This window comes from Gemmiger formicilis (assembly GCF_024462815.1).
GTDB lineage: Bacteria > Bacillota > Clostridia > Oscillospirales > Ruminococcaceae > Gemmiger.
Map to the genome: position 1 here is coordinate 48,908 of NZ_JANGCG010000013.1, position 18,370 is coordinate 67,277.

The 18,370-nt window shown below is 60.2% G+C and carries 15 protein-coding genes; 8 read left to right on the top strand and 7 right to left on the bottom strand.

Annotated elements, in window-relative coordinates; all coding sequences use genetic code 11:
- Positions 1 to 82: 82 nt before the first annotated feature.
- The 4 genes from NE623_RS11005 to xylB form a co-directional block, all read right to left on the bottom strand.
- On the bottom strand, positions 83 to 928 hold the full coding sequence (locus NE623_RS11005; protein WP_256272485.1) for a MurR/RpiR family transcriptional regulator: 846 nt from the start codon (positions 926 to 928) through the stop codon (positions 83 to 85).
- A gap of 177 nt (positions 929 to 1,105) precedes the next feature.
- Positions 1,106 to 2,596: an L-fucose/L-arabinose isomerase family protein gene (locus NE623_RS11010; protein ID WP_256272484.1), complete on the bottom strand. Its 1,491-nt coding sequence runs from the start codon at positions 2,594 to 2,596 to the stop codon at positions 1,106 to 1,108.
- Between the two features lie 42 nt (positions 2,597 to 2,638).
- Positions 2,639 to 3,268 (bottom strand): DUF4867 family protein, encoded by a 630-nt coding sequence (locus NE623_RS11015; protein WP_256272483.1) that lies wholly within the window; start codon positions 3,266 to 3,268, stop codon positions 2,639 to 2,641.
- Positions 3,265 to 4,749: a xylulokinase gene (gene xylB / locus NE623_RS11020; RefSeq protein ID WP_256272482.1), complete on the bottom strand. Its 1,485-nt coding sequence runs from the start codon at positions 4,747 to 4,749 to the stop codon at positions 3,265 to 3,267. The genes NE623_RS11015 and xylB overlap by 4 nt, the downstream gene beginning before the upstream one ends.
- A 103-nt stretch (positions 4,750 to 4,852) precedes the next feature.
- Between xylB and NE623_RS11025 the strand changes: the two genes are divergently transcribed.
- The gene (locus NE623_RS11025) at positions 4,853 to 5,656 is read left to right on the top strand and encodes an AraC family transcriptional regulator (RefSeq protein ID WP_256272481.1); all 804 of its coding nucleotides are present in this window, start codon (positions 4,853 to 4,855) and stop codon (positions 5,654 to 5,656) included.
- A 103-nt stretch (positions 5,657 to 5,759) separates the two neighbouring features.
- On the opposite strand, the gene NE623_RS11030 is transcribed toward NE623_RS11025, so the two are convergent.
- From NE623_RS11030 to NE623_RS11040, 3 genes are all read right to left on the bottom strand, one after another.
- The gene (locus NE623_RS11030; RefSeq protein WP_256272480.1) at positions 5,760 to 7,937 is read right to left on the bottom strand and encodes an ATP-binding protein; all 2,178 of its coding nucleotides are present in this window, start codon (positions 7,935 to 7,937) and stop codon (positions 5,760 to 5,762) included.
- Entirely contained in the window at positions 7,927 to 8,739 is an 813-nt protein-coding gene (locus tag NE623_RS11035; protein ID WP_256272479.1) for a substrate-binding periplasmic protein, read from the bottom strand. Before NE623_RS11035 ends, NE623_RS11030 begins: the two co-directional genes overlap by 11 nt.
- 137 nt (positions 8,740 to 8,876) lie before the next feature.
- Positions 8,877 to 9,797, bottom strand: a complete 921-nt coding sequence (locus NE623_RS11040) for an alpha/beta fold hydrolase (protein ID WP_256272478.1) — start codon at positions 9,795 to 9,797, stop codon at positions 8,877 to 8,879.
- Between the two features lie 202 nt (positions 9,798 to 9,999).
- Between NE623_RS11040 and NE623_RS11045 the strand changes: the two genes are divergently transcribed.
- The 7 genes from NE623_RS11045 (at position 10,000) to NE623_RS11075 (ending at position 18,356) form a co-directional block, all read left to right on the top strand.
- Positions 10,000 to 11,199, top strand: coding sequence for a hypothetical protein (locus tag NE623_RS11045; protein WP_256272477.1), 1,200 nt, complete (start codon positions 10,000 to 10,002; stop codon positions 11,197 to 11,199).
- A gap of 346 nt (positions 11,200 to 11,545) precedes the next feature.
- Complete coding sequence (locus tag NE623_RS11050) at positions 11,546 to 11,821, top strand: hypothetical protein (RefSeq protein ID WP_256272476.1); 276 nt, start codon at positions 11,546 to 11,548, stop codon at positions 11,819 to 11,821.
- 22 nt (positions 11,822 to 11,843) lie between these two features.
- Positions 11,844 to 12,914, top strand: coding sequence for a branched-chain amino acid aminotransferase (locus tag NE623_RS11055; protein WP_256272475.1), 1,071 nt, complete (start codon positions 11,844 to 11,846; stop codon positions 12,912 to 12,914).
- 598 nt (positions 12,915 to 13,512) lie between these two features.
- The gene (locus NE623_RS11060; protein WP_256272474.1) at positions 13,513 to 14,355 is read left to right on the top strand and encodes a sulfide/dihydroorotate dehydrogenase-like FAD/NAD-binding protein; all 843 of its coding nucleotides are present in this window, start codon (positions 13,513 to 13,515) and stop codon (positions 14,353 to 14,355) included.
- 2 nt (positions 14,356 to 14,357) lie between these two features.
- On the top strand, positions 14,358 to 15,755 hold the full coding sequence (gltA, locus tag NE623_RS11065) for an NADPH-dependent glutamate synthase (RefSeq protein ID WP_256272472.1): 1,398 nt from the start codon (positions 14,358 to 14,360) through the stop codon (positions 15,753 to 15,755).
- A gap of 124 nt (positions 15,756 to 15,879) precedes the next feature.
- Entirely contained in the window at positions 15,880 to 17,013 is a 1,134-nt protein-coding gene (locus NE623_RS11070; RefSeq protein WP_256272471.1) for a metallophosphoesterase, read from the top strand.
- A gap of 5 nt (positions 17,014 to 17,018) precedes the next feature.
- Positions 17,019 to 18,356 (top strand): sodium-dependent transporter, encoded by a 1,338-nt coding sequence (locus NE623_RS11075; protein ID WP_256272470.1) that lies wholly within the window; start codon positions 17,019 to 17,021, stop codon positions 18,354 to 18,356.
- Positions 18,357 to 18,370 lie beyond the last annotated feature (14 nt).

An 18,370-nucleotide genomic window follows, 5' to 3' on the forward strand; every position in this document is an offset into this window, starting at 1 on the left:
CCGGATGTTGCCCGGTAAATGCGGCTTGCGGGAAACCACCGCGGGCGGAGCAGAGCCCCACCCCGCCGGAACGCCCTGTTACTTACAGCAGCTTATTCCCCAGCGCGTGGCTGGTGCGGGTGAGGGAGAGACTCGCGAGCTCCTGATTGTCGAGGGTGTAGCGCAGCACCAGCACGCTTGCCACAAACAGGACGGCCAGTTTGACCGGCATACTGCCGGAATCCAGCGGGCTTTCCTTAGCGCCGCACAAAAGCACCACATCGGCCAGCGCCACGCCGGGCGCATCATCGTAGTGGGTAATCAGGATGACCTTGGCACCGCTCTCCTTGGCCAGATGCAGCGTGTCCATCATATCGCGGGTCGAGCCCGAGTAGGAGATGAACAGCACCACATCCTCCGGCCCCAGCAGGCTGGCGGTAATGGCCTGCATATGGCTGTCCCCGGCTGTATGGAACTTGGTGGAAATGGTAGCAAAGCGGGCCCAGATGTCATTGGCCAGTGCCTGGCTGCCGCCCTGCCCAAAGCAGAACACCTGCCGTGCGCGCTGCAGCAGGGTGGCGGCGCAGTCCACGGCGTTTGGGTCCAGCGTACTGCGGGTGCCGTTCAGCGCGTCAATCACGGTGTTGTAGGCGTGGGTGGTCAGGGTCTGGGTGTCCACACCGGGCTCCAGCTTTTTTGCGACCGGGGCGGAGGTTGCCATGGCCTTGGCCAGCGCAATCTTCATCTCGTTGTAGCCGTCAAAGCCCAGGGAGCGACAAAATCGGAATATGGTTGCCTCGGCCACGCCGCAGGCCTTGGCCAGCGAGGAAATCGAGAGGTACTGCGCATCCTCGGCGTGCTGTACCAGATAATCGGCCACGATTGCACCGGATTTTGTCAGGCTGTCGCGCTTGGCGCGCAGCATTTCCCAAAAGCTCTGTTCTACCATGATGGGGAAGGTCCTTTCTGTATAGTGTCGGGGGTGCTATTTACAGTGTACCCCCGCGCCGCGCCTTTTGCAAGGCCTTTGAGCGGCACTTTATGCAGTGTGACAAAATCGGCAAGAAAAATCCCATCCGGAAACCTTGAAAAAGGCCGGATGGGATTGAAATTGGGCGGCCGTAAATCAGGCAAACGGATTCTCGGTGGGGTACGGCAGGCTCTTGGGCTGGTTGTAGGCAATGTCCGCAATGCCCAGGAACTTGAACACCTCAAACAGCGTCTTGCCGTAATGGCCGAAGGCCACCGCACCGTGGTGCGGGTAGCGCTTCTGAATCAGCACATGGCGGTAGAAGCGGCCCATTTCCGGGATGGCAAATACGGCAATGCCGCCGAAGCTGCGGGTGGCCACCGGCAGGATTTCGCCCTGCGCGATGTAGGCGCGAAGCTGGCCCTCGCTGTCGCACTGCAGGCGGTAGAAGGTGATGTCAGACGGCGCAATGTCGCCCTCCAGCGTGCCGCGGGTGAAGTCGGGGTCGCTGCCGGCGGGCTCCAGCAGGCGATGCTGGATAAGCTGGTACTTGACGGCGCGGTCGCTGCACATCTTGCAGGACGGCGTGTTGCCGCAGTGGAAGCCCATAAAGGTATCGGTCAGCTTGTAGTCAAACTTGCCGGTGATGTCCTCGTCATAGATGTACTTGGGCACGCTGTTGTTGATGTCCAGCAGGGTGACGGTATCGCCGGAGGCACACATACCGACATACTCGGACAATGCGCCGTAGATGTCGACCTCGCAGGCCACCGGGATACCGCGGCTGGCCAGGCGGGAGTTGACGTAGCAGGGCTCAAAGCCGAACTGCGAGGGGAAGGCGGGCCAGCACTTGTCGGCAAAGGCAACGTATTTCTTGCTGCCCTTGTGGTTCTCGGCCCAGTCGAGCAGGGTCAGCTCAAACTGCGCCATGCGGGCCAGCAGGTCGGGGTAGTAGTGCCCCTCGCCCATCTCGGCGGCCATATCCTTGCAGACCTCCTCAATGCGGGCGTCCCCGGCGTGCTCCTTGTAGGAGACGAGCAGGTCGAGCTCGGAGTTTTCCTCAATCTCGACACCCAGCTCATACAGGCCCTTGATGGGGGCATTGCAGGCAAAGAAGTCCTGCGGGCGCGGGCCGAAGGTGATGATTTTCAAATCACGCACGCCCAGCAGGGTGCGGGCAATCGGCACAAAGTCGGCCATCTTGTCGGCGATTTCCTCCGCCGTGCCCACAGGGTACTCGGGGATGTAGCCTTTCAGGTGGCGCATACCTAAGTTGTAGGAACAGTTCAGCATACCGCAGTAGGCGTCACCGCGGCCGTTGATCATATCGCCGTCACCCTCGGCGGCGGCCACGAACATACAGGGGCCGTCAAAGTATTTGGCAATCAGGGTTTCGGGGGTCTCGGGGCCGAAGTTGCCCAGGAAAACGGTCAGCGCGTTGCAGCCGGCCTCGGTGACCTCGGCCACGGCCTTCTGCATATCGTGCTCGTTCTCCACGGTGGTCTGGCACTCGTAGAGGTCGAGGCCCTTGGCCTTGCAGGCCGCAGCAATGGCGGCGCGGCGGCTGATGCTCAGCGCAATGGGGAAGCAGTCACGGCTGACAGCGATAATGCCCAGCCTGACCTCGGGGATGTTTGTGGATTTCATGGTGGTTTTCCTCCGTCTTAAAGATTGTTGTTGAAAACTCTTTCAAATATGCACATTCTCGCCAATCAGGCCGATGTAGGCACCGGCCTTGGCCTCGGCGCTGTCGGGGTGGGCCAGCAGCCACTTGTTGCAGGCCCACAGCAGGGCATCATCGCCGCCGTTGTTTGCCATGTCGGGCTTGGCGGTGTTCGTGCCCTTGGGCAGGGCCACCAGCACGCGGAAGCCCTTCTCGGCGTCGGTGTGGCAGGGAGCGTAGTGCAGCGTGGTGGCGTAGACCTCTACCAGCGTGCCCGCGGGCACGCGGAACGCTTTGACCTTGGCGGTGTCCAGCTTGCCGTTCTCAATCTCGTCCTGTTTGGCCAGCAGCAGGACGAAGTCCTCGGTGCCTAAGTTGAATTCACTGTCGCGGTGGTATTCCAGACAGTTGAGCGCGTTGTTGTGGCCGTTGCACCAGCCCAGCTGGCAGGGCATACCGCCGAACAGATGCTCCGACACCTCCACGGCGGCGGGCAGCTCCTGCAGGCGCTCGTCCTCCGGCACGTAGCCGGTGCCTTCGGCGGGCTGCGGGGTCTTGGCCAGTGCTTCCAGAATTTCCGCCTTGGCGGCGTTCAGCCCGGTCACAACACGGCCGTAGGCTTTGAATTCGGGGTCTGTTACAGAATAAATTTTCATTGCAATGCCTCCATTTCTACATAGGATGCTTTCAGTGCGGGGTACAGCTTATGCCACACGGCATAGCGTGCGTTGTATTTTTCCACCAGCGCGGGGTCGGGCGCGGTGGTGCTTTTTGCGTGCACAAGGGCCTGTGCGCAGGCCTGTACCGTGGGGTAGGCCCCGCAGGCCACTGCCGCCAGCATAGCGCCGCCGTAGCCGGGGCCCTGCTCGGTCTGGGGCAGCGTCAGCGGGATGCCCAGCACGTTGGCGAGAATTTCCCGCCACAGCGGGCTTTTTGCGCCGCCGCCGCAGAGGGTGCTGGATGCAATCTCCACGCCCTGTGCGCGGGCAATCTCAACACAATCGCGGATGGCGAAGGCCACGCCCTCCAGCACGGCCTGCGTCATGGCGGCGCGCGGGGTGTCCATCCGCAGTCCCAGGAAAGCGCCGCGCGCGGCGGGGTCATTGTGGGGGCTGCGCTCGCCCATCAGGTAGGGCAAAAAGTAGACATCGTTTGTGCCCAGCCTGTCGGGCGTGATGGGGGCCTGCTCGGCGGCAAAGTCCGTGGTGCGCAGGATTTCCTCATTCCACCACTTGTTGCAGGACGCGGCGGAGAGGATGCAGCCCATCAGGTGGTAGCCGCCGTCCGCGTGGGCAAAGCTGTGCAGGGCGTTGCGGCTGTCCACGCCGAAGGTATCACTCGTAATGAACACGGTGCCCGAGGTGCCCAGCGAGATGTTGCATTTTCCGCCGCCCACAGCGCCGCAGCCAACCGCCGCGGCGGCGTTGTCACCGGCACCGGCGCAGACCACAACCCCGGCGGGCAGGCCCAGCAGGCGGGCTGCTTCGGCGGTCAGGGTAGCCACAGGCTGCCAGCTCTCAAACAGGCGGGGCAGCTGGGCCTCGGTCACGCCGCAGATGTCCAGTATCTCGCGGCTCCAGCATTTGTGCTGTACGTCCAGCAGCAGCATGCCGGACGCATCGGAGTAGTCCGTGCAGTGGACGCCGGTCAGCTTGTAGTTGATGTAGTCCTTCGGCAGCATAATTTTGGCAATGCGGGCAAAATTTTCCGGCTCGTTGGCGCGCAGCCAGAGCAGCTTGGGCGCAGTGAAGCCCGCAAACGCGATGTTGGCGGTGCAGCGGCTCAAAAGCTCGGTGCCAATCGTATCATTCAGGTAGTCCACCTGCTTTTGGGTGCGGCCGTCATTCCAGAGGATGCAGGGGCGGATAACGTTATCGTCTTTATCCAGCACTACCAGCCCGTGCATCTGCCCGCCCGCGCCGATGCCCCTGACCTGCGCGGCGTCAAAGCCGTCCAGCAGGGCGGGGATACCGTCACAGACGGCGCTCCACCAGTCGGAGGGGTTCTGCTCACTCCAGCCGGGATGCGGGAAGGCCAGCGGGTATTCGCGGTCGACGATGTTGGCAATCCGGCCGGTCTCGTCCATCAGCAGCAGCTTGACGGCGGAGGTACCCAAATCAATGCCGATGTAATACATGGCGTGTTGCTCCTTTAACGTACAGATAATCCAATTTACCATTATTCTACCTGTTTCCCCCTTGCACTGGCAAGAAAGAGTGTGTAAAATAGTAGACATAAGTTTGGATTTTACCGCCCGCAAGGAAGTGACCGCATTGCTGATTTATGAGACCGAGCGCTCCGAGCAGCTGGAATACCTCTACTGCCAGCGCGACCACGATTTCAACTTTCCGGCGCATCTGCACCACAGCTATGAATTTCTGAGCGTGCAGGCCGGGACGCTGACCTGCACACTGGAAACAAATTCGTATGAGATTCACCCCGGGCAGGCACTGCTGGTGCTGCCCGACCAGATACACAGCTATGCGACCAAGCAGAGCTCCCAGAGTGTGCTGTGGATATTTTCCAACGATTGGGTGCCGGATTTTAAGGCGCAGCTGGGCCAGCGTGCGTTTGAAAACCCTGTGTTCCGCATGGAGACCGCGCCCCTGATGGAGCTGCTGTGGCCCGGCAACAACCGCTGTAAAAAGCTGGCGGGGCTGTATTTGATTTGCGGCACGGCGCTGGAGCAGTGTACCCTCTGCCCGCGGCCCGGGCAGGGCGCGGATGACCCGCTGGAGGCGCGTATCGTCAACTACGTGCAGGAAAACTACACCGGCCCGCTGACGCTGGAGCAGATGGCCCGGGCGCTTGGCTACAATTACACCTATCTGTCGGCGTATTTCAACCAGCGGCTGCACACCGGATTTCAGGATTTCGTCAACCTGTACCGCGTCAGCCGCGCCGAGGCACTGTTGCGCGGCAGCAGCCTGCCCATCACCCAGGTGGCCGAGCAGTGCGGCTTCGGCACCATCCGCAGCTTTAACCGGGTGTTTTTGAAGGCCAAAGGTGTGGCACCGAGTGTGTTCCGGAGGATGAACAGATAAACAAATAAAAAATAAGAAATAATAAATATGGTGGAGTTTTCGCCCGGTGGGCGAAAACAAAAACGCCGCCGTGGCGAGAAAAACCCGTCGCGGCGGCGTGATTTTATTTCTTTACGTACTTAGCCAGTGTCTTTAACACAAGCTCGGTTTCCAGCGGCTTGGTCAGGTGCTCGTTCATACCGGCCTCGTAGGCGCGGCGGCGGTCCTCGGTGAAGGCGTTTGCCGTCATGGCCAGAATCGGGATGCTGCCCGCGTCCAGGCGGTCCAGCCTGCGGATGGTGCGGGTGGCCTCGTAGCCGTCCATAACCGGCATCATCACATCCATCAGAATCGCGTCAAAGCTGCCGGGGGCTGCGGCGGCAAAGGTGTCCACGGCCTGCTGCCCGTTGCGGGCGGTGGTGACCTTCATACCGGCGTTTTCCAGCAGGAACTGGGCAATTTCCAGGTTCAGGTCATTGTCCTCCACCAGCAGCACGCGCATCCCCTGCAGGGTGGACACGTCCATCGACTTTTCGTGCCCGGGCTGGGGCTCGGCGTCGTGGTTAATCTCAAAGGGCAGGGTAATCACGTAGGTTGTGCCCACGCCCTGCTTGCTCTCAAAGGTGATGGTGCCGTCCATCTTGTCCACCAGACTCTTGGTGATGGACATACCCAGCCCGGTGCCGCCGTAGGTGGAGCGTGCGTCCAGCGCCTCCTGCGTGAACGGCTCAAAGATGTGCTTCTGGAATTCCTCGCTCATGCCGATGCCGGTATCCGCACAGGTAAAGCGTATCCACGCCTTGCCGCCCTCACAGCGCAGCTCCTGCAGGGTGACGGTGATGGTGCCGTTGTCCTTGTTGTATTTGACAGCGTTGCTCATAATGTTCATCATGAGCCGCTTGACGTGCACCGGGCTGCCGATAAGCTCGGGGTGGGGCAGGGCAATATCCTCGCAGATGATTTTGATGCCGCGCCCGGCGGCCTGCTTTTCCAGCACGTCCCGCAGGCCGGTGAGCAGCTTGACCATATTGAAAGGCCGGTGCTCAAGGATAATCTCGCCGGATTCCAGCTTGCCCATGTCCAGAACCTCGTTGACAAGCTCCAGCAGCAGGCCGGAGGCGTCCCAGATTTTGCGGCGGCACTCGGCCTGCTTGTCCGGGTCATCGCTGTAATGGTTGCCAATCTCCACCATGCCGCGTATGCCGTTGATGGGCGTGCGGATATCGTGGCTCATCCGCTGCAGGAACTCAGTCTTGGCCACGTTGGCGGCCTCGGCCTTGTGGGCGGCCTGCTCCAGCTCAATCTGGTAGGCGCGCTGCTGGCGCAGATGCTCGGCCTCATAGCTGCGCATTGTGCGGCGGCGCACCAGCTCAATGAGCAGTACAATCATCAGATAGGTCACCACAATGAAAATCATATTTTTGGGCGGGGTTTCAAAGACGGATTGCTCCGGCAGATAGGCGCAGACATAGAACCCACGTCCCTGCACAAGGTAGCCGAACCAGCCGCTTTGCCAGAGACCGTCCTGCCGGACGTAGAGCATTTCATCATAGCGGCCGCGCTGCTGAATGAGCTGCAGCGCGGGTACCTCGCTGGTGGAAAACCCGCGCAGGGCGTCATCGTTGGAGGCCAGAATGGTTGTGCCGTCCGTCACCACAATCGTGCCGTCATTGTTCACGTTAAAGCCCTCCAGCAGCCGCTGGTAGGAAAGGCTGTAGGCCTGCACATATTCGGCGGGCGTGTGGTAGAACACCGCCACAATGCCCTCGCCGTCCAGCAGGGCGCTGGCGGCAAGGTCGATGTAGGAATTATCCGCACAGGAAATGCGCAAGGCGTAGCTCTTTTCGGGGTGGGCGGCCACGTCCAGCAGCGAATCCGAGACCAGCGCGTCCTGTAACAGCGGCAGCGCGGCATCATCCTTGGAGTAGCTGTCTGTGATGGTACCGTCCGGTGCCATCAGCACAAGGCCGGTCAGATAGTGGCTCTCCACACAGCCGGTCAGCACCTCATGCTTGGTGGGCGCGGGGCCATCATACTGCACGTCACAGTACCGGATGTCCCGGGCGCACTGCTGGGCGCTCTCGGTTACGCGCAGTATGCTTTTGGCCTCCGAGGCAAGCGTCAGGCTGCTGTAATCGGTGCATTGGCCCTCGATGTATTCCACACGGTGGGTCAGCACCTCCGCCATATGGTTCATATCGATGTTGATGGAATAGAGGCAGGTGCTGACCAGCAGCACAACGCCGATGACGGCGGTCAGAATCCGGAAGCTCCGGCTGCTCAGGCGCAGATTATTTGCCATAGCCGTCCACCTCCAGATAGCGCTCGGGGTTGGGCAGATACCCGGCCAGAATGGCCTGTGCCGTGCCGTCCGCCCTCATTTCCGCCAGTACGGCGTTCAGCTCGGTGTCCAGCCCGCGGGTATCGCTGCGCGAAAACGCCACACCCAGCCACACAACCTGCAGCGGCTCGTCCAGAATCCGGTATTCCAGCCCGTAATCCTGCATAAACTGCACGATGGAGATTTCGTGCGCGGCTATGGCATCAACATAGCCCTTGCTCAGATAGCTGAAAATCAGCTCACGTTTCTGCACCGTGAGCAGGGCGTGCACCTCCGGGATGCGGGAATCGGTGTGGTTCAGAAAAAGCGATTCCGGCTTGGTGGTGGCCTGCACGGCCACGGTTTTCCCGGCCAAATCGGCAAGGGTCTGAATCTTGCTGCCCGGCATAACGGCTACCACCTGGCGGCTGAGCATATACGGCCCGGCCCAGTGGTAGTCATCCTCGCGGTCAGTCATGGTAAAGCTGCTCCACAGGCAATCCACCGCGCCGCTGTCCAGCAGATGGGTTTTCTCCACCCAGTCAACCGGGACAAACTCCGGCCGGTAACCCATGCGGGAGAAGGCCTCCCGCGCCAGTGCAACATCAATGCCGGTGGGCTGGCCGTCCGCGTCCAGATAGCTGAACGGCGGGTAGTTGTCATAGCCGACTTTTATGACAGGCAAATCGGCGTCCGCGTCAGCCGTTTGGCCGCGGGAAGCACAGCCCGCCAGCAGCACAGCCAGACACAGAGCAGAAAGCAGACAGAGAAAACAACGTTTCATACGGTGGCGTCCTTTGCAGCATACAATGCAGAAAAAATTACGCTATATTTTATCATTATAGCCGTATGCCGTCAAGATGGAAAGCGACGTGGAATCACACAGTAGGGCGGCAAACCGAAAGGCTTCGGGTGGCGCGCTTACCCCAGCTGGCCCGCCAAAAACGCCACCGTTACCTTCCGCAGGGCCTCGTCCAGCGCGGCGGCGGTGGCGGGGTCCTTGGCCAGATAGTTGTGGTCGCCCGCGGTGAACGGCTCCAGCACCACCCGCCCGGCGGGCAGGCTCTGCACGGCAGCAATCGTCTGCGCCTGCGTGGCGTCGCTCAGGATGCGCTCGTTGCCGCTGTAGGTCAAAAGGGTCGGCAGCGCGGCCTCACGCAGGGCGGCGTCCGGGTCGGAATCGCGCATCTGCGTAAAAAAGTCGGCGCTCAGCGCCACGCCCCAGACTGTGGCGGTGCCGTTCTGCGCGGCCTGCCCGGCAAGGGCCTCCACGGCGGAAAAATCGTCCATGCGCAAAAATTCCAGACCGTTCAGCCCGGCGCCGTTGGCGGGGCTCCACAGCACCAGCGCCGCAACGCCGCCCTTCATCGCGGGGTAGAGGCTGGCCAGCCGCCCGCCCATGCTGTGGCCGACCAGCGCTGTGCGGGTGGTGCTGTAGGTGGCCTGCATATAGGTGATGGCGCTCTCGACATCGTCCGCCATATTGGCCAGCGTGTAGGCGGTGAACGGCTCGGCGCTGTCACCGCAGCCGGGAAAATCCAACCGCACGGTGGCAAGGCCCTGCGCGGCAAGGTCGGCGGCCAGCGGTGCAAAGTGGCCATCCCCGCTGCGGCTGCCGGTAAAGCCGTGGCAGAGCACCACCAGCGGCAGCTCTGTGCCGCGGGCCAGCTTGCCGGGCAGCTGCACCGTGGCGGGGATTTCCCCGCGCCTGCCCGGAATGGCCACATCAAACGCGGCGGGGGCGGGTGCCAGCAGGCAAAGCGCCGCTGCAACGGCCAGCGCCAGCGCGGCAATGCAGCCGCAGAGTGTATAAAATGCACGTTTGTGCGCGGTGTTTTTCATAAAAAGACCCTCCGTATCCACTTGGTAAAGCGTATGCGGGGCGGCTTGTCAATCGCACACACAGCTTTCACAAAAAAAAGGGGGTGACAAAGGGGCGCGAGATGTGCTATACTAATTATTACAAAATGGTTAAAACTGCGAAATCCGGGGCGCGGACGGCGGACGCCGTGCCCTGGCTTTGCCGTGCTTTACCCGGAGGTGCTTGACTACGAACTCCATCACGAACCGTATGCCCCGCCTGCTGGCGATGCTGCTTCTGCTGCTGGGGCTTTTCTGCGCGGCGGCGCTGCCCGCCCACGCGGACGAATATGACGATACACTCGACCGGCTTTCCCGCCTGCAGGCACTGGCAAGGGAGTATTCCGCCTCGCAGGCGGATACGCCCGACCCGATTGAGCTGACGCTGGCCTACACCCGCACCAGCGAGTACAACACCACCATCTGGCAGCTGACCGCCGGTGTGCGCGACGCCGGGTTTGAGAGCTATGTTGCCGCCAATGACCCGGATCTGGCGGTCCTGCAGAATCTGAACACCGTCACGCTGCCCAACGGTGAGCGCATTGATTTCGGTCATCTGCTGGCGTCGATGAACCTTGTCTACAACGGTCTGCCCATCACCGGCAGCTGGGGCGGCGACTGCCAGCAGCTGGCCGAGCAGTACCACGGTCAGGCCGGTGACGCCGCGGGCTACGCCGACCTGATGCGCACTACCTTTAATATGGATGACGATGGCACGCTGAGCAAATTCAGCGACCAGGACCTGCACGCCGACCTGGACTCGGTGCTGGTGGGCGCAAAAATCACAAAGGACACCGACCTTGCCGAGGCCCTGCGCAGCTACTACGCCAGCCTGACGGATTATGACCGCGCCAAGGAGTTCATCACCCTGAGCTTCGGCACGGTGGATACCTCTGCGGAGAGCTTCAAGGACGCCGTCTACAGCGCCCTACTGGAGGATTCCGGTATGCAGCTGCTGTTTTATATGAACGGTATGTGGTCGGTCAGCGACTGGACAATCAAGGAGGATTACGCCCCTGCCGTGCGCGGCGCTACCGACGTTTTTGCCGAGTATCTGGCCCAGACGGTCAACTATGAGAAAATCAAGAGCGAGACGAATGACCGTCTGGTGGCCATGGGCGGCGAGGCACTGTCCGATGCGCTGACGGCGCTGGGCGATACCGATGCGGCGCAGGCCGCGCTGGCGGCAGCCAAGGCGGCGGAGGATAACGTGCAGTCCACCGTGTCCTCCGGGTCGGATGCCATCTCCACGGCGCGGCAGACGCTGCAGACAAAGTTTGACGTGAAGATTTTCCAGCTGATTCTCTACGCCGCCGCCGCGGTGGCCGTGTTTATGCTGGTGTTCAGTCTGGTTATGTTTGTCATGCACCGAAAAGAAAATTGAGCTTTTACGGCCTTCCTTACTATGGGGCCGTTTTTTGTGGGCCTGCCCGGGGCGGCTCCGGGCCAAAAGTTGGACGCAAATAATTCCCTATTATGCAAGTGATTTTTGGCGCCCAACTTTTGATAATTTAACTGCATCTATTTAATATAGTTATAATAATATATATTTTGATTCTATGTATAATAAGTGTAACAAGGCAAAATGACCCCGGAGTTGGACGCAATAAATTCCTTATATAATAGGGGAATTATTTGCGTCCAACTTTTTCTGTCGGTATAGCTTCACACAACGTTCACATTCCGTATATTCGGGAAAAGTTATCCACCGTGTATAGGGGTTATCCACCGTGGAAATGTTGAAAACTCCGTGGAAACCGTGGAAAACTCGGCTGTTTTCCTGCGTTAAAAAGGGGAAAACTGCAAAAAAGCACGCTGTGCAAGGTTTTGTTTTCCACAATTTCCACCACCGGCCTGTGGAAAACGGTGCAAAGCTGTCGAAAACCATCCTTGCACTTTTTGCGACACAGAATTCACAAAATGTAAATAAGGGGTTGTATTTACACCGCGGCGGCGTTATAATAGGCTCAACCATCACCCGCATCGCTGTGCGGCGGTGCGCTTGAATATAAAGGGAGAGTGTACATCATGTTGGATATCAAAATCACCAAAACGACCCATCCGAAAGAAAAGCCGCAGGACGAGTCCAAGCTCGGCTTCGGCAAAATTTTCAGCGACCATATGTTCCTGATGGACTACACCGAGGGCGAGGGCTGGCACGATGCCCGCATCGTCCCCTACGGCCCGTGGGAGATGGACCCGGCTACCACCGTGTTCCACTACGCGCAGGAAATTTTTGAGGGCATGAAGGCCTACCGCACCGCGGACGGCAAGATTCAGCTGTTCCGCCCCGACTGCAACGCAAACCGCTTCAACGATTCTGCCGATCGTCTGGGTATGCCCCCCATCCCGCCGGAGGATTTCGTGCAGGCTGTCAAGGCGCTGGTTGACGTTGACCGCGACTGGGTGCCCCACTCTGACGGCGCTTCCCTGTACATCCGCCCCTTCTGCATCGCTACCGATGTAGGCCTCGGCGTGCATGCCGCCAAGCACTACCGCTTTGCGATCATCTGCGCGCCCTCCGGTGCTTACTACGCCGAGGGTCTTGACCCTGTGCGCATCTATGTCGAGGATGAGTACATCCGCGCCGCCCCGGGCCTGACCGGCTTCACCAAGTGCGGCGGCAACTACGCTGCCTCCATCAAGGCCGGCGAGCTGGCGGAGGAGCGCGGCTTCTCCCAGGTTCTGTGGCTGGACGGCGTTGAGAAGAAGTACGTCGAGGAAGTCGGCTCCATGAACATTATGTTCAAGATTGACGGCGAGATTTACACCGCACCCTGCGTGGGCACGGTTCTGCCCGGCGTCACCCGCCGTTCCATCATCGAGCTGCTGAAGGACTGGGGCTACAAGGTGCACGAGGAGCGCGTTGCTATTGCCGACATCATGAAGGCTGCCGATGAGGGCAAGCTGGAGGAAGTCTTTGGCACCGGCACGGCTGCAGTTGTCTCCCCCGTCAAGGAGCTGGACTGGGAGGGCAAGGTTGCCCACATCAGCGGCGGCAAGATTGGCGAGCTGACCCAGAAGCTGTATGACACCCTGACCGGCATCCAGTGGGGCAAGCTGCCCGACACCAAGGGCTGGATTGTTCCTGTGGAATAAGCGGTTACAACAGAACAAAACGCATATTTCTTGCGCCTGTGGATTTGAACGCCACAGGCGCTTTTTGTATGAAATAACTGTGAACGACTGTGCAAACTGCACAAAAGTGCATAGGCGAATTACAGCACATTGTACAATCACGCATCTTGCAAATTCGACAAAAAAGGTGTACTATATAACCATCGAAGGCGAGAGGCCTTCGGGGGAAAAGTAAAGAGGAAGAATACCAGAGCGCCCTGCCGAATCCGTAGGGAGGGTATCACTTGTAGAGGGGTGGTTCCGTTCGCATTCAGGCGCCGGCGAGACGTTCTGTTTTTCTCCTTCTTTTAAGAAAAAACGAGATGGGGCAGTGGCCGTCTCGTTTTTTTGTTTTTATGGGGAAAAAAGCGGGTTGCCAGGCAACGGCCTTTACCGGGGAATCCTGCCGCTGCACCTGTCTGTAGGAGCGGGCAGTGCCCGCACGCGGCCTTTCCCTGAAAAGTTTCGATTTCTTTCACAGAATCCGTGGAATCCACTTTACATTTTTCTTTACATTCTACACAAAATGCGCTACAATTAACTTGTATATTTATAAAAACAAAGAGAAGGAGAGATCGCTTTGTTTACTATCATCAAACGGCGGGAGCTCAACCCCACCGTAACCGAGCTTTGGATTCATGCGCCGCTGATTGCCAAAAAGGCGAAGGCCGGCCAGTTTATCATTGTCCGCGCCAAGGAGGATTCCGAGCGTATCCCCCTGACCATCGCGGGCTATGACCGCGAGGCGGGCACTGTGTCCATCATCTTCCAGATTGTGGGCGCCGGTACCATGCAGCTGAACTCCCTCAAGGAGGGCGAGGCTGTGCACGACTTCGTCGGCCCCCTTGGCAAGGCCACCGAGATCGAGGGCCTGAAGAACGTCTGTGTGGTCGGCGGCGGCGTGGGCTGTGCCATTGCGCTGCCCGTGGCCCAGGCACTGCATGAGCAGGGCACCAAGGTCACCGGCATTGTCGGCTTCCGCAACAAGGATCTGGTCATTCTCGAGGACGAGTTCCGCGCCTGCTGCGATGAGTTCATCATCATGACCGATGACGGCTCCTACGGCGAGAAGGGCGTTGTCACCGCCCCGCTGGAGCAGAAGATTGTGGATGGTGCCAACTTTGACGAGGTTATCACCATCGGACCGCTGATCATGATGAAGTTTGTCGTCAAGACGACAAAGCCGCACAATGTCAAGACCGTTGTGTCGATGAACCCCATCATGGTGGACGGCACCGGTATGTGCGGCGGCTGCCGCCTGACTGTGGGCGGCAAGACCAAGTTTGCCTGCGTGGACGGCCCCGACTTTGACGGCTTTGAGGTCGATTTTGATGAGGCTATGCACCGCGGCACGATGTACAAGCCCTTTGAGGCCCACGCCCGCGAGGCCGAGTGCAACTTGCTGAAACAGGAGGTGCAGTGATCATGCCGAATATGGACCCGAAAAAGTGCCCCATGCCCAGCCAGGAGCCGAACGTCCGCAACAAGAACTTCAAAGAGGTCGCCCTCGGCTACACCGAGGAGATGGCCGTGAACGAGGCCAAGCGCTGCCTGCAGTGCAAGAACCACCCCTGCCGCACCGGCTGCCCGGTCGAGATTGACATCCCCGGCTTCATCAAGCACGTGGCCGAGGGTGACTTTGAGGCCGCTTACCATGTCATTGCCCAGTCCAGCGCGCTGCCCGCTGTCTGCGGCCGTGTCTGCCCGCAGGAGCATCAGTGCGAGGGCAAGTGCGTCCGCGGCATCAAGGGCGAGGCTGTCGGCATCGGCCGTCTGGAGCGCTTTGTCGCCGACTGGTACCGCAACAACGTCCACACCAAGTCCGTTGCCCCCACGCCCAACGGCCATAAGGTTGCCGTTATCGGCGCAGGCCCCTCCGGCCTGACCGTGGCCGGTGATCTGGCCAAGCTGGGCTATAAAGTGACCGTGTACGAGGCCCTGCACGTGGCCGGCGGCGTTCTGATGTACGGCATCCCCGAGTTCCGTCTGCCCAAGGACATCGTTCAGCACGAGGTCGAGGGCCTGAAGGAGCTGGGCGTTGACATCGAGACCAATATGGTCATCGGCAAGGTGCTGACGATTGACGAGCTGATGAACGATTACGGCTTTGAGGCTGTGTATGTGGCCTCCGGCGCCGGTCTGCCCCGCTTTATGGGCATCCCCGGCGAAAGCCTGAACGGCGTCTACTCCGCCAACGAGTACCTGACCCGCGTCAACCTGATGAAGGCGTACAAGGAGGATTCCCGTACCCCCATCATGAAGTCGAAGTCCGTGGCCGTTGTCGGCGGCGGCAACGTGGCTATGGACGCGGCCCGCTGCGCCAAGCGTCTGGGTGCCGAGAATGTCTACATTGTCTACCGCCGCGGCATGGCCGAGCTGCCTGCCCGTAAGGAGGAGGTCGAGCACGCTGAGGAGGAGGGCATCATCTTCAAGACGCTGACCAACCCCACCGAGGTGCTGGGCGACGAGAACGGCTGGGTCAAGGGTATGACCTGTGTTGAGATGGAGCTGGGTGAGCCCGATGCTTCCGGCCGCCGCCGTCCCATCGTGAAGGAGGGCAGCGAGTTCGAGCTGGAGGTTGACACCATGATCATGGCGCTGGGCACCAGCCCCAACCCGCTGATTCGCTCCACCACGCCGGGCCTGGACGCCGACAAGCACGGCTGCCTGATCACCAACGGCCCTGACGGCCTGACCACCCGCCCGATGGTCTACGCCGGCGGTGACGCCGTGACCGGCGCCGCCACCGTCATTCTGGCGATGGGTGCCGGTAAGGAAGCTGCCCGCGCGATTGATGCGGCTATCAAGGCAAAGGAACAGTAAAAACTACATTTTAGCCCCCGTGCCGCGAGGTGCGGGGTTATTTTTTGCAAATAATAAATAAGAAATAATAAATAATAAATATGGTGGAGTTTTCGCCCCGGGGCGAAAACAAAAAGGCTTTAGTATGTATCATCCATTCTTCCAATTTGTTCTTCCCCGTCTGGGGCAGGCGGCGCTGGATATTTTGCTGTATCTCAACTTTTTACAGCTGCCGCCGCTGCAGCTTGCGGCACAGTGGCCGGTTTTGTACTACGGCCTGCCGCTGGTGCTGATGGCGCTGCTGGCCTATATCAGCCGCGACCCGCTGGGCCTTGGCATCGTCTTTGTCGGGCATCTGGTGACCTTTTACTGCATCGGCACCGGCATCGGGCTGCTACTGCGGCGCATCGGCGGCGTGCCGCTGACCGTTTGGCATATTTTTTGGTTGGGCGGCATAACGCCGTGGCTGCTGACGGCGCTGATTATGTGGTGGGGCTGGCGCAAGGCGCTGCGGCTCTGTACGACCCGCTACCGCCTTACGACCCGCAAAGGGCTGCCGGGCGGCAGGCTGCGCATTGTGCAGCTGAGCGATATCCACCCCCGCGCCTGCGCCGCGATGGACCATACCCGCATCCCCGAGCTGAAGGCGAAAATCGAGGCCTGCCACCCCGATATGCTGGTGCTGACCGGCGATATCTTTGACGAATTCACCGAGCCGGAGGAGCTGGAAGCCTTCTGCAAGCTGTTTGGCGAGCTCAAGGCGCCGCTGGGCAAATACTATGTGCTGGGCAACCATGACCTGTTCCACCACTGGCGGGAGCCGAGTTTTGGCCGCGCCGAGCTGGAGCGCGGTCTGGCCGCGGCAGGGGTGCGGATTCTGGAGGATACCTCGGTGCTGCTGCCCTGCGGGGTGCGGGTGGTGGGCCGCAAGGACTACCTGTACACGAACGGAAAGCGCTTTACCGCACAGCAGCTGCTGCCCGGTGGCCCGGATGACCGCTACACCGTCTGGCTTGACCATGAGCCGCGGGACTTTAAAAATGCAGCCGCGGCAGGCGCTGACCTGATCCTGAGCGGCCACACCCACGGCGGGCAGGTATGGCCTGCGGGCGCCGTGGGCATGGTTGCCAAAAACGAGCGAAACTACGGAAAAAAGGTCATTAACGACCATTGCGCCGCCATTGTCAGCGGCGGCACCGGCACCTGGGGCTACAAATTCCGCACCCAGGGCCGCACAGAGATCGTCTGTGTTGAAATCACTACCGAAAAGGAAATGTAAAAACTATGCAGGAACGCGAACGCCTTGGCAGCCGCCTTGGCTTTATCATGCTGTCCGCCGGGTGCGCCATCGGCTGCGGCAATGTCTGGAAATTCCCCTGGATGTGCGGCCAGAACGGCGGCGGCAGCTTTATGCTGCTCTACATCCTCTGTCTTTTGGTGCTGGGCCTGCCCGTCATGGTCATGGAGTTTGCTGTGGGCCGCGCAGCGCAGGCCAGCCCCATCTATATGTACCAGCGCCTTGAAAAGCCGGGCCAGCGGTGGGGGCTTTTCGGCGTATTCAGCCTCATCGGCAACATTGCGCTGATGGCCTTTTACACCGTTGTCACAGGCTGGATTCTCTACTATTTCGTCAAGTTCCTCACTGGGCAGAACGCCGACTTCGGCTTTGCGCAGATGCTGGCCGACCCGAAGGTGAATGTGACCTACCTGTTTGTCACGGTGGCGGCGTCCTTTGTGATCCTGAGCTTCCGCCTGCAGGGTGGGCTGGAGCGGCTGACCAAGGCGATGATGACCGCCCTGCTGGTGCTGATGCTGGTGCTGGCGCTGCACAGCCTGACCTTTTCCGGCGCGGCGGAGGGGCTGCGGTTCTATCTGGTGCCGGACTTCTCCAAGATCAGCGGCTCGGTCATCGTGGCGGCTATGAATCAGGCGTTCTTCTCCTTGTCGGTCGGCATGGGCGGCATGGCAATCTTCGGCAGCTATATCGGCAAGGATCGCGCGCTGATGGGCGAATCGGTCCATGTCATCCTGCTGGACACCTTTGTCGCGGTGCTGGCCGGTATCATCATCTTCCCGGCCTGCTTCACCTACGGGCTGGAGGTCACCGCCGGGCCGAGCCTGCTGTTTGACACGATGGCCGACGTATTCAACCACATGGCGGGCGGCCGCTGGTGGGGCACCCTTTTCTTCCTGTTCATGGTGTTTGCCGCGCTCTCCACCGTGCTTGGCGTCTGCGAAAACATCCTTGCCATGATCCGGGAGCTGACCGGCTGGAGCCGCCCCAAGGGCTGTCTTGTCTGCGGTGTCGGCATCTTTCTGCTGGCGCTGACCACGGCGCTGGGCTACAGCGTGCTGCACTTTCAGCCGTTTGCGCCGGGCAGCGCGTGGCTGGACTTCTGGGATTTCATCGTCAGCAACAATGTGCTGCCGCTCGGCTCTCTGGTGCTGGCGCTCTTCTGCTGCAGCCGCCTCGGCTGGGGCTGGGACCGCTTTGCGGCCGAGGCCAACACCGGCAGGGGGCTTAAAATCCGGCCGTGGATGAAGCCCATCTTTCAATTTTTTGTCCCCTGCGCCATCGCCTTTATCTATGTGTACGGCATGGTGACCTTTACCTGGCGGTAACACCGCCCAAAAAG

Bases quoted from the DNA above. Each gene is read 5' to 3' on its own strand.
- NE623_RS11005 (WP_256272485.1), bottom strand. From the start codon at position 928: ATGGTAGAACAGAGCTTTTGGGAAATGCTGCGCGCCAAGCGCGACAGC.
- NE623_RS11010 (WP_256272484.1), bottom strand. From the start codon at position 2,596: ATGAAATCCACAAACATCCCCGAGGTCAGGCTGGGCATTATCGCTGTC.
- NE623_RS11015 (WP_256272483.1), bottom strand. From the start codon at position 3,268: ATGAAAATTTATTCTGTAACAGACCCCGAATTCAAAGCCTACGGCCGT.
- xylB (WP_256272482.1), bottom strand. From the start codon at position 4,749: ATGTATTACATCGGCATTGATTTGGGTACCTCCGCCGTCAAGCTGCTG.
- NE623_RS11030 (WP_256272480.1), bottom strand. From the start codon at position 7,937: ATGGCAAATAATCTGCGCCTGAGCAGCCGGAGCTTCCGGATTCTGACC.
- NE623_RS11035 (WP_256272479.1), bottom strand. From the start codon at position 8,739: ATGAAACGTTGTTTTCTCTGTCTGCTTTCTGCTCTGTGTCTGGCTGTG.
- NE623_RS11040 (WP_256272478.1), bottom strand. From the start codon at position 9,797: ATGAAAAACACCGCGCACAAACGTGCATTTTATACACTCTGCGGCTGC.
- NE623_RS11055 (WP_256272475.1), top strand. From the start codon at position 11,844: ATGTTGGATATCAAAATCACCAAAACGACCCATCCGAAAGAAAAGCCG.
- gltA (WP_256272472.1), top strand. From the start codon at position 14,358: ATGCCGAATATGGACCCGAAAAAGTGCCCCATGCCCAGCCAGGAGCCG.
- NE623_RS11070 (WP_256272471.1), top strand. From the start codon at position 15,880: ATGTATCATCCATTCTTCCAATTTGTTCTTCCCCGTCTGGGGCAGGCG.
- NE623_RS11075 (WP_256272470.1), top strand. From the start codon at position 17,019: ATGCAGGAACGCGAACGCCTTGGCAGCCGCCTTGGCTTTATCATGCTG.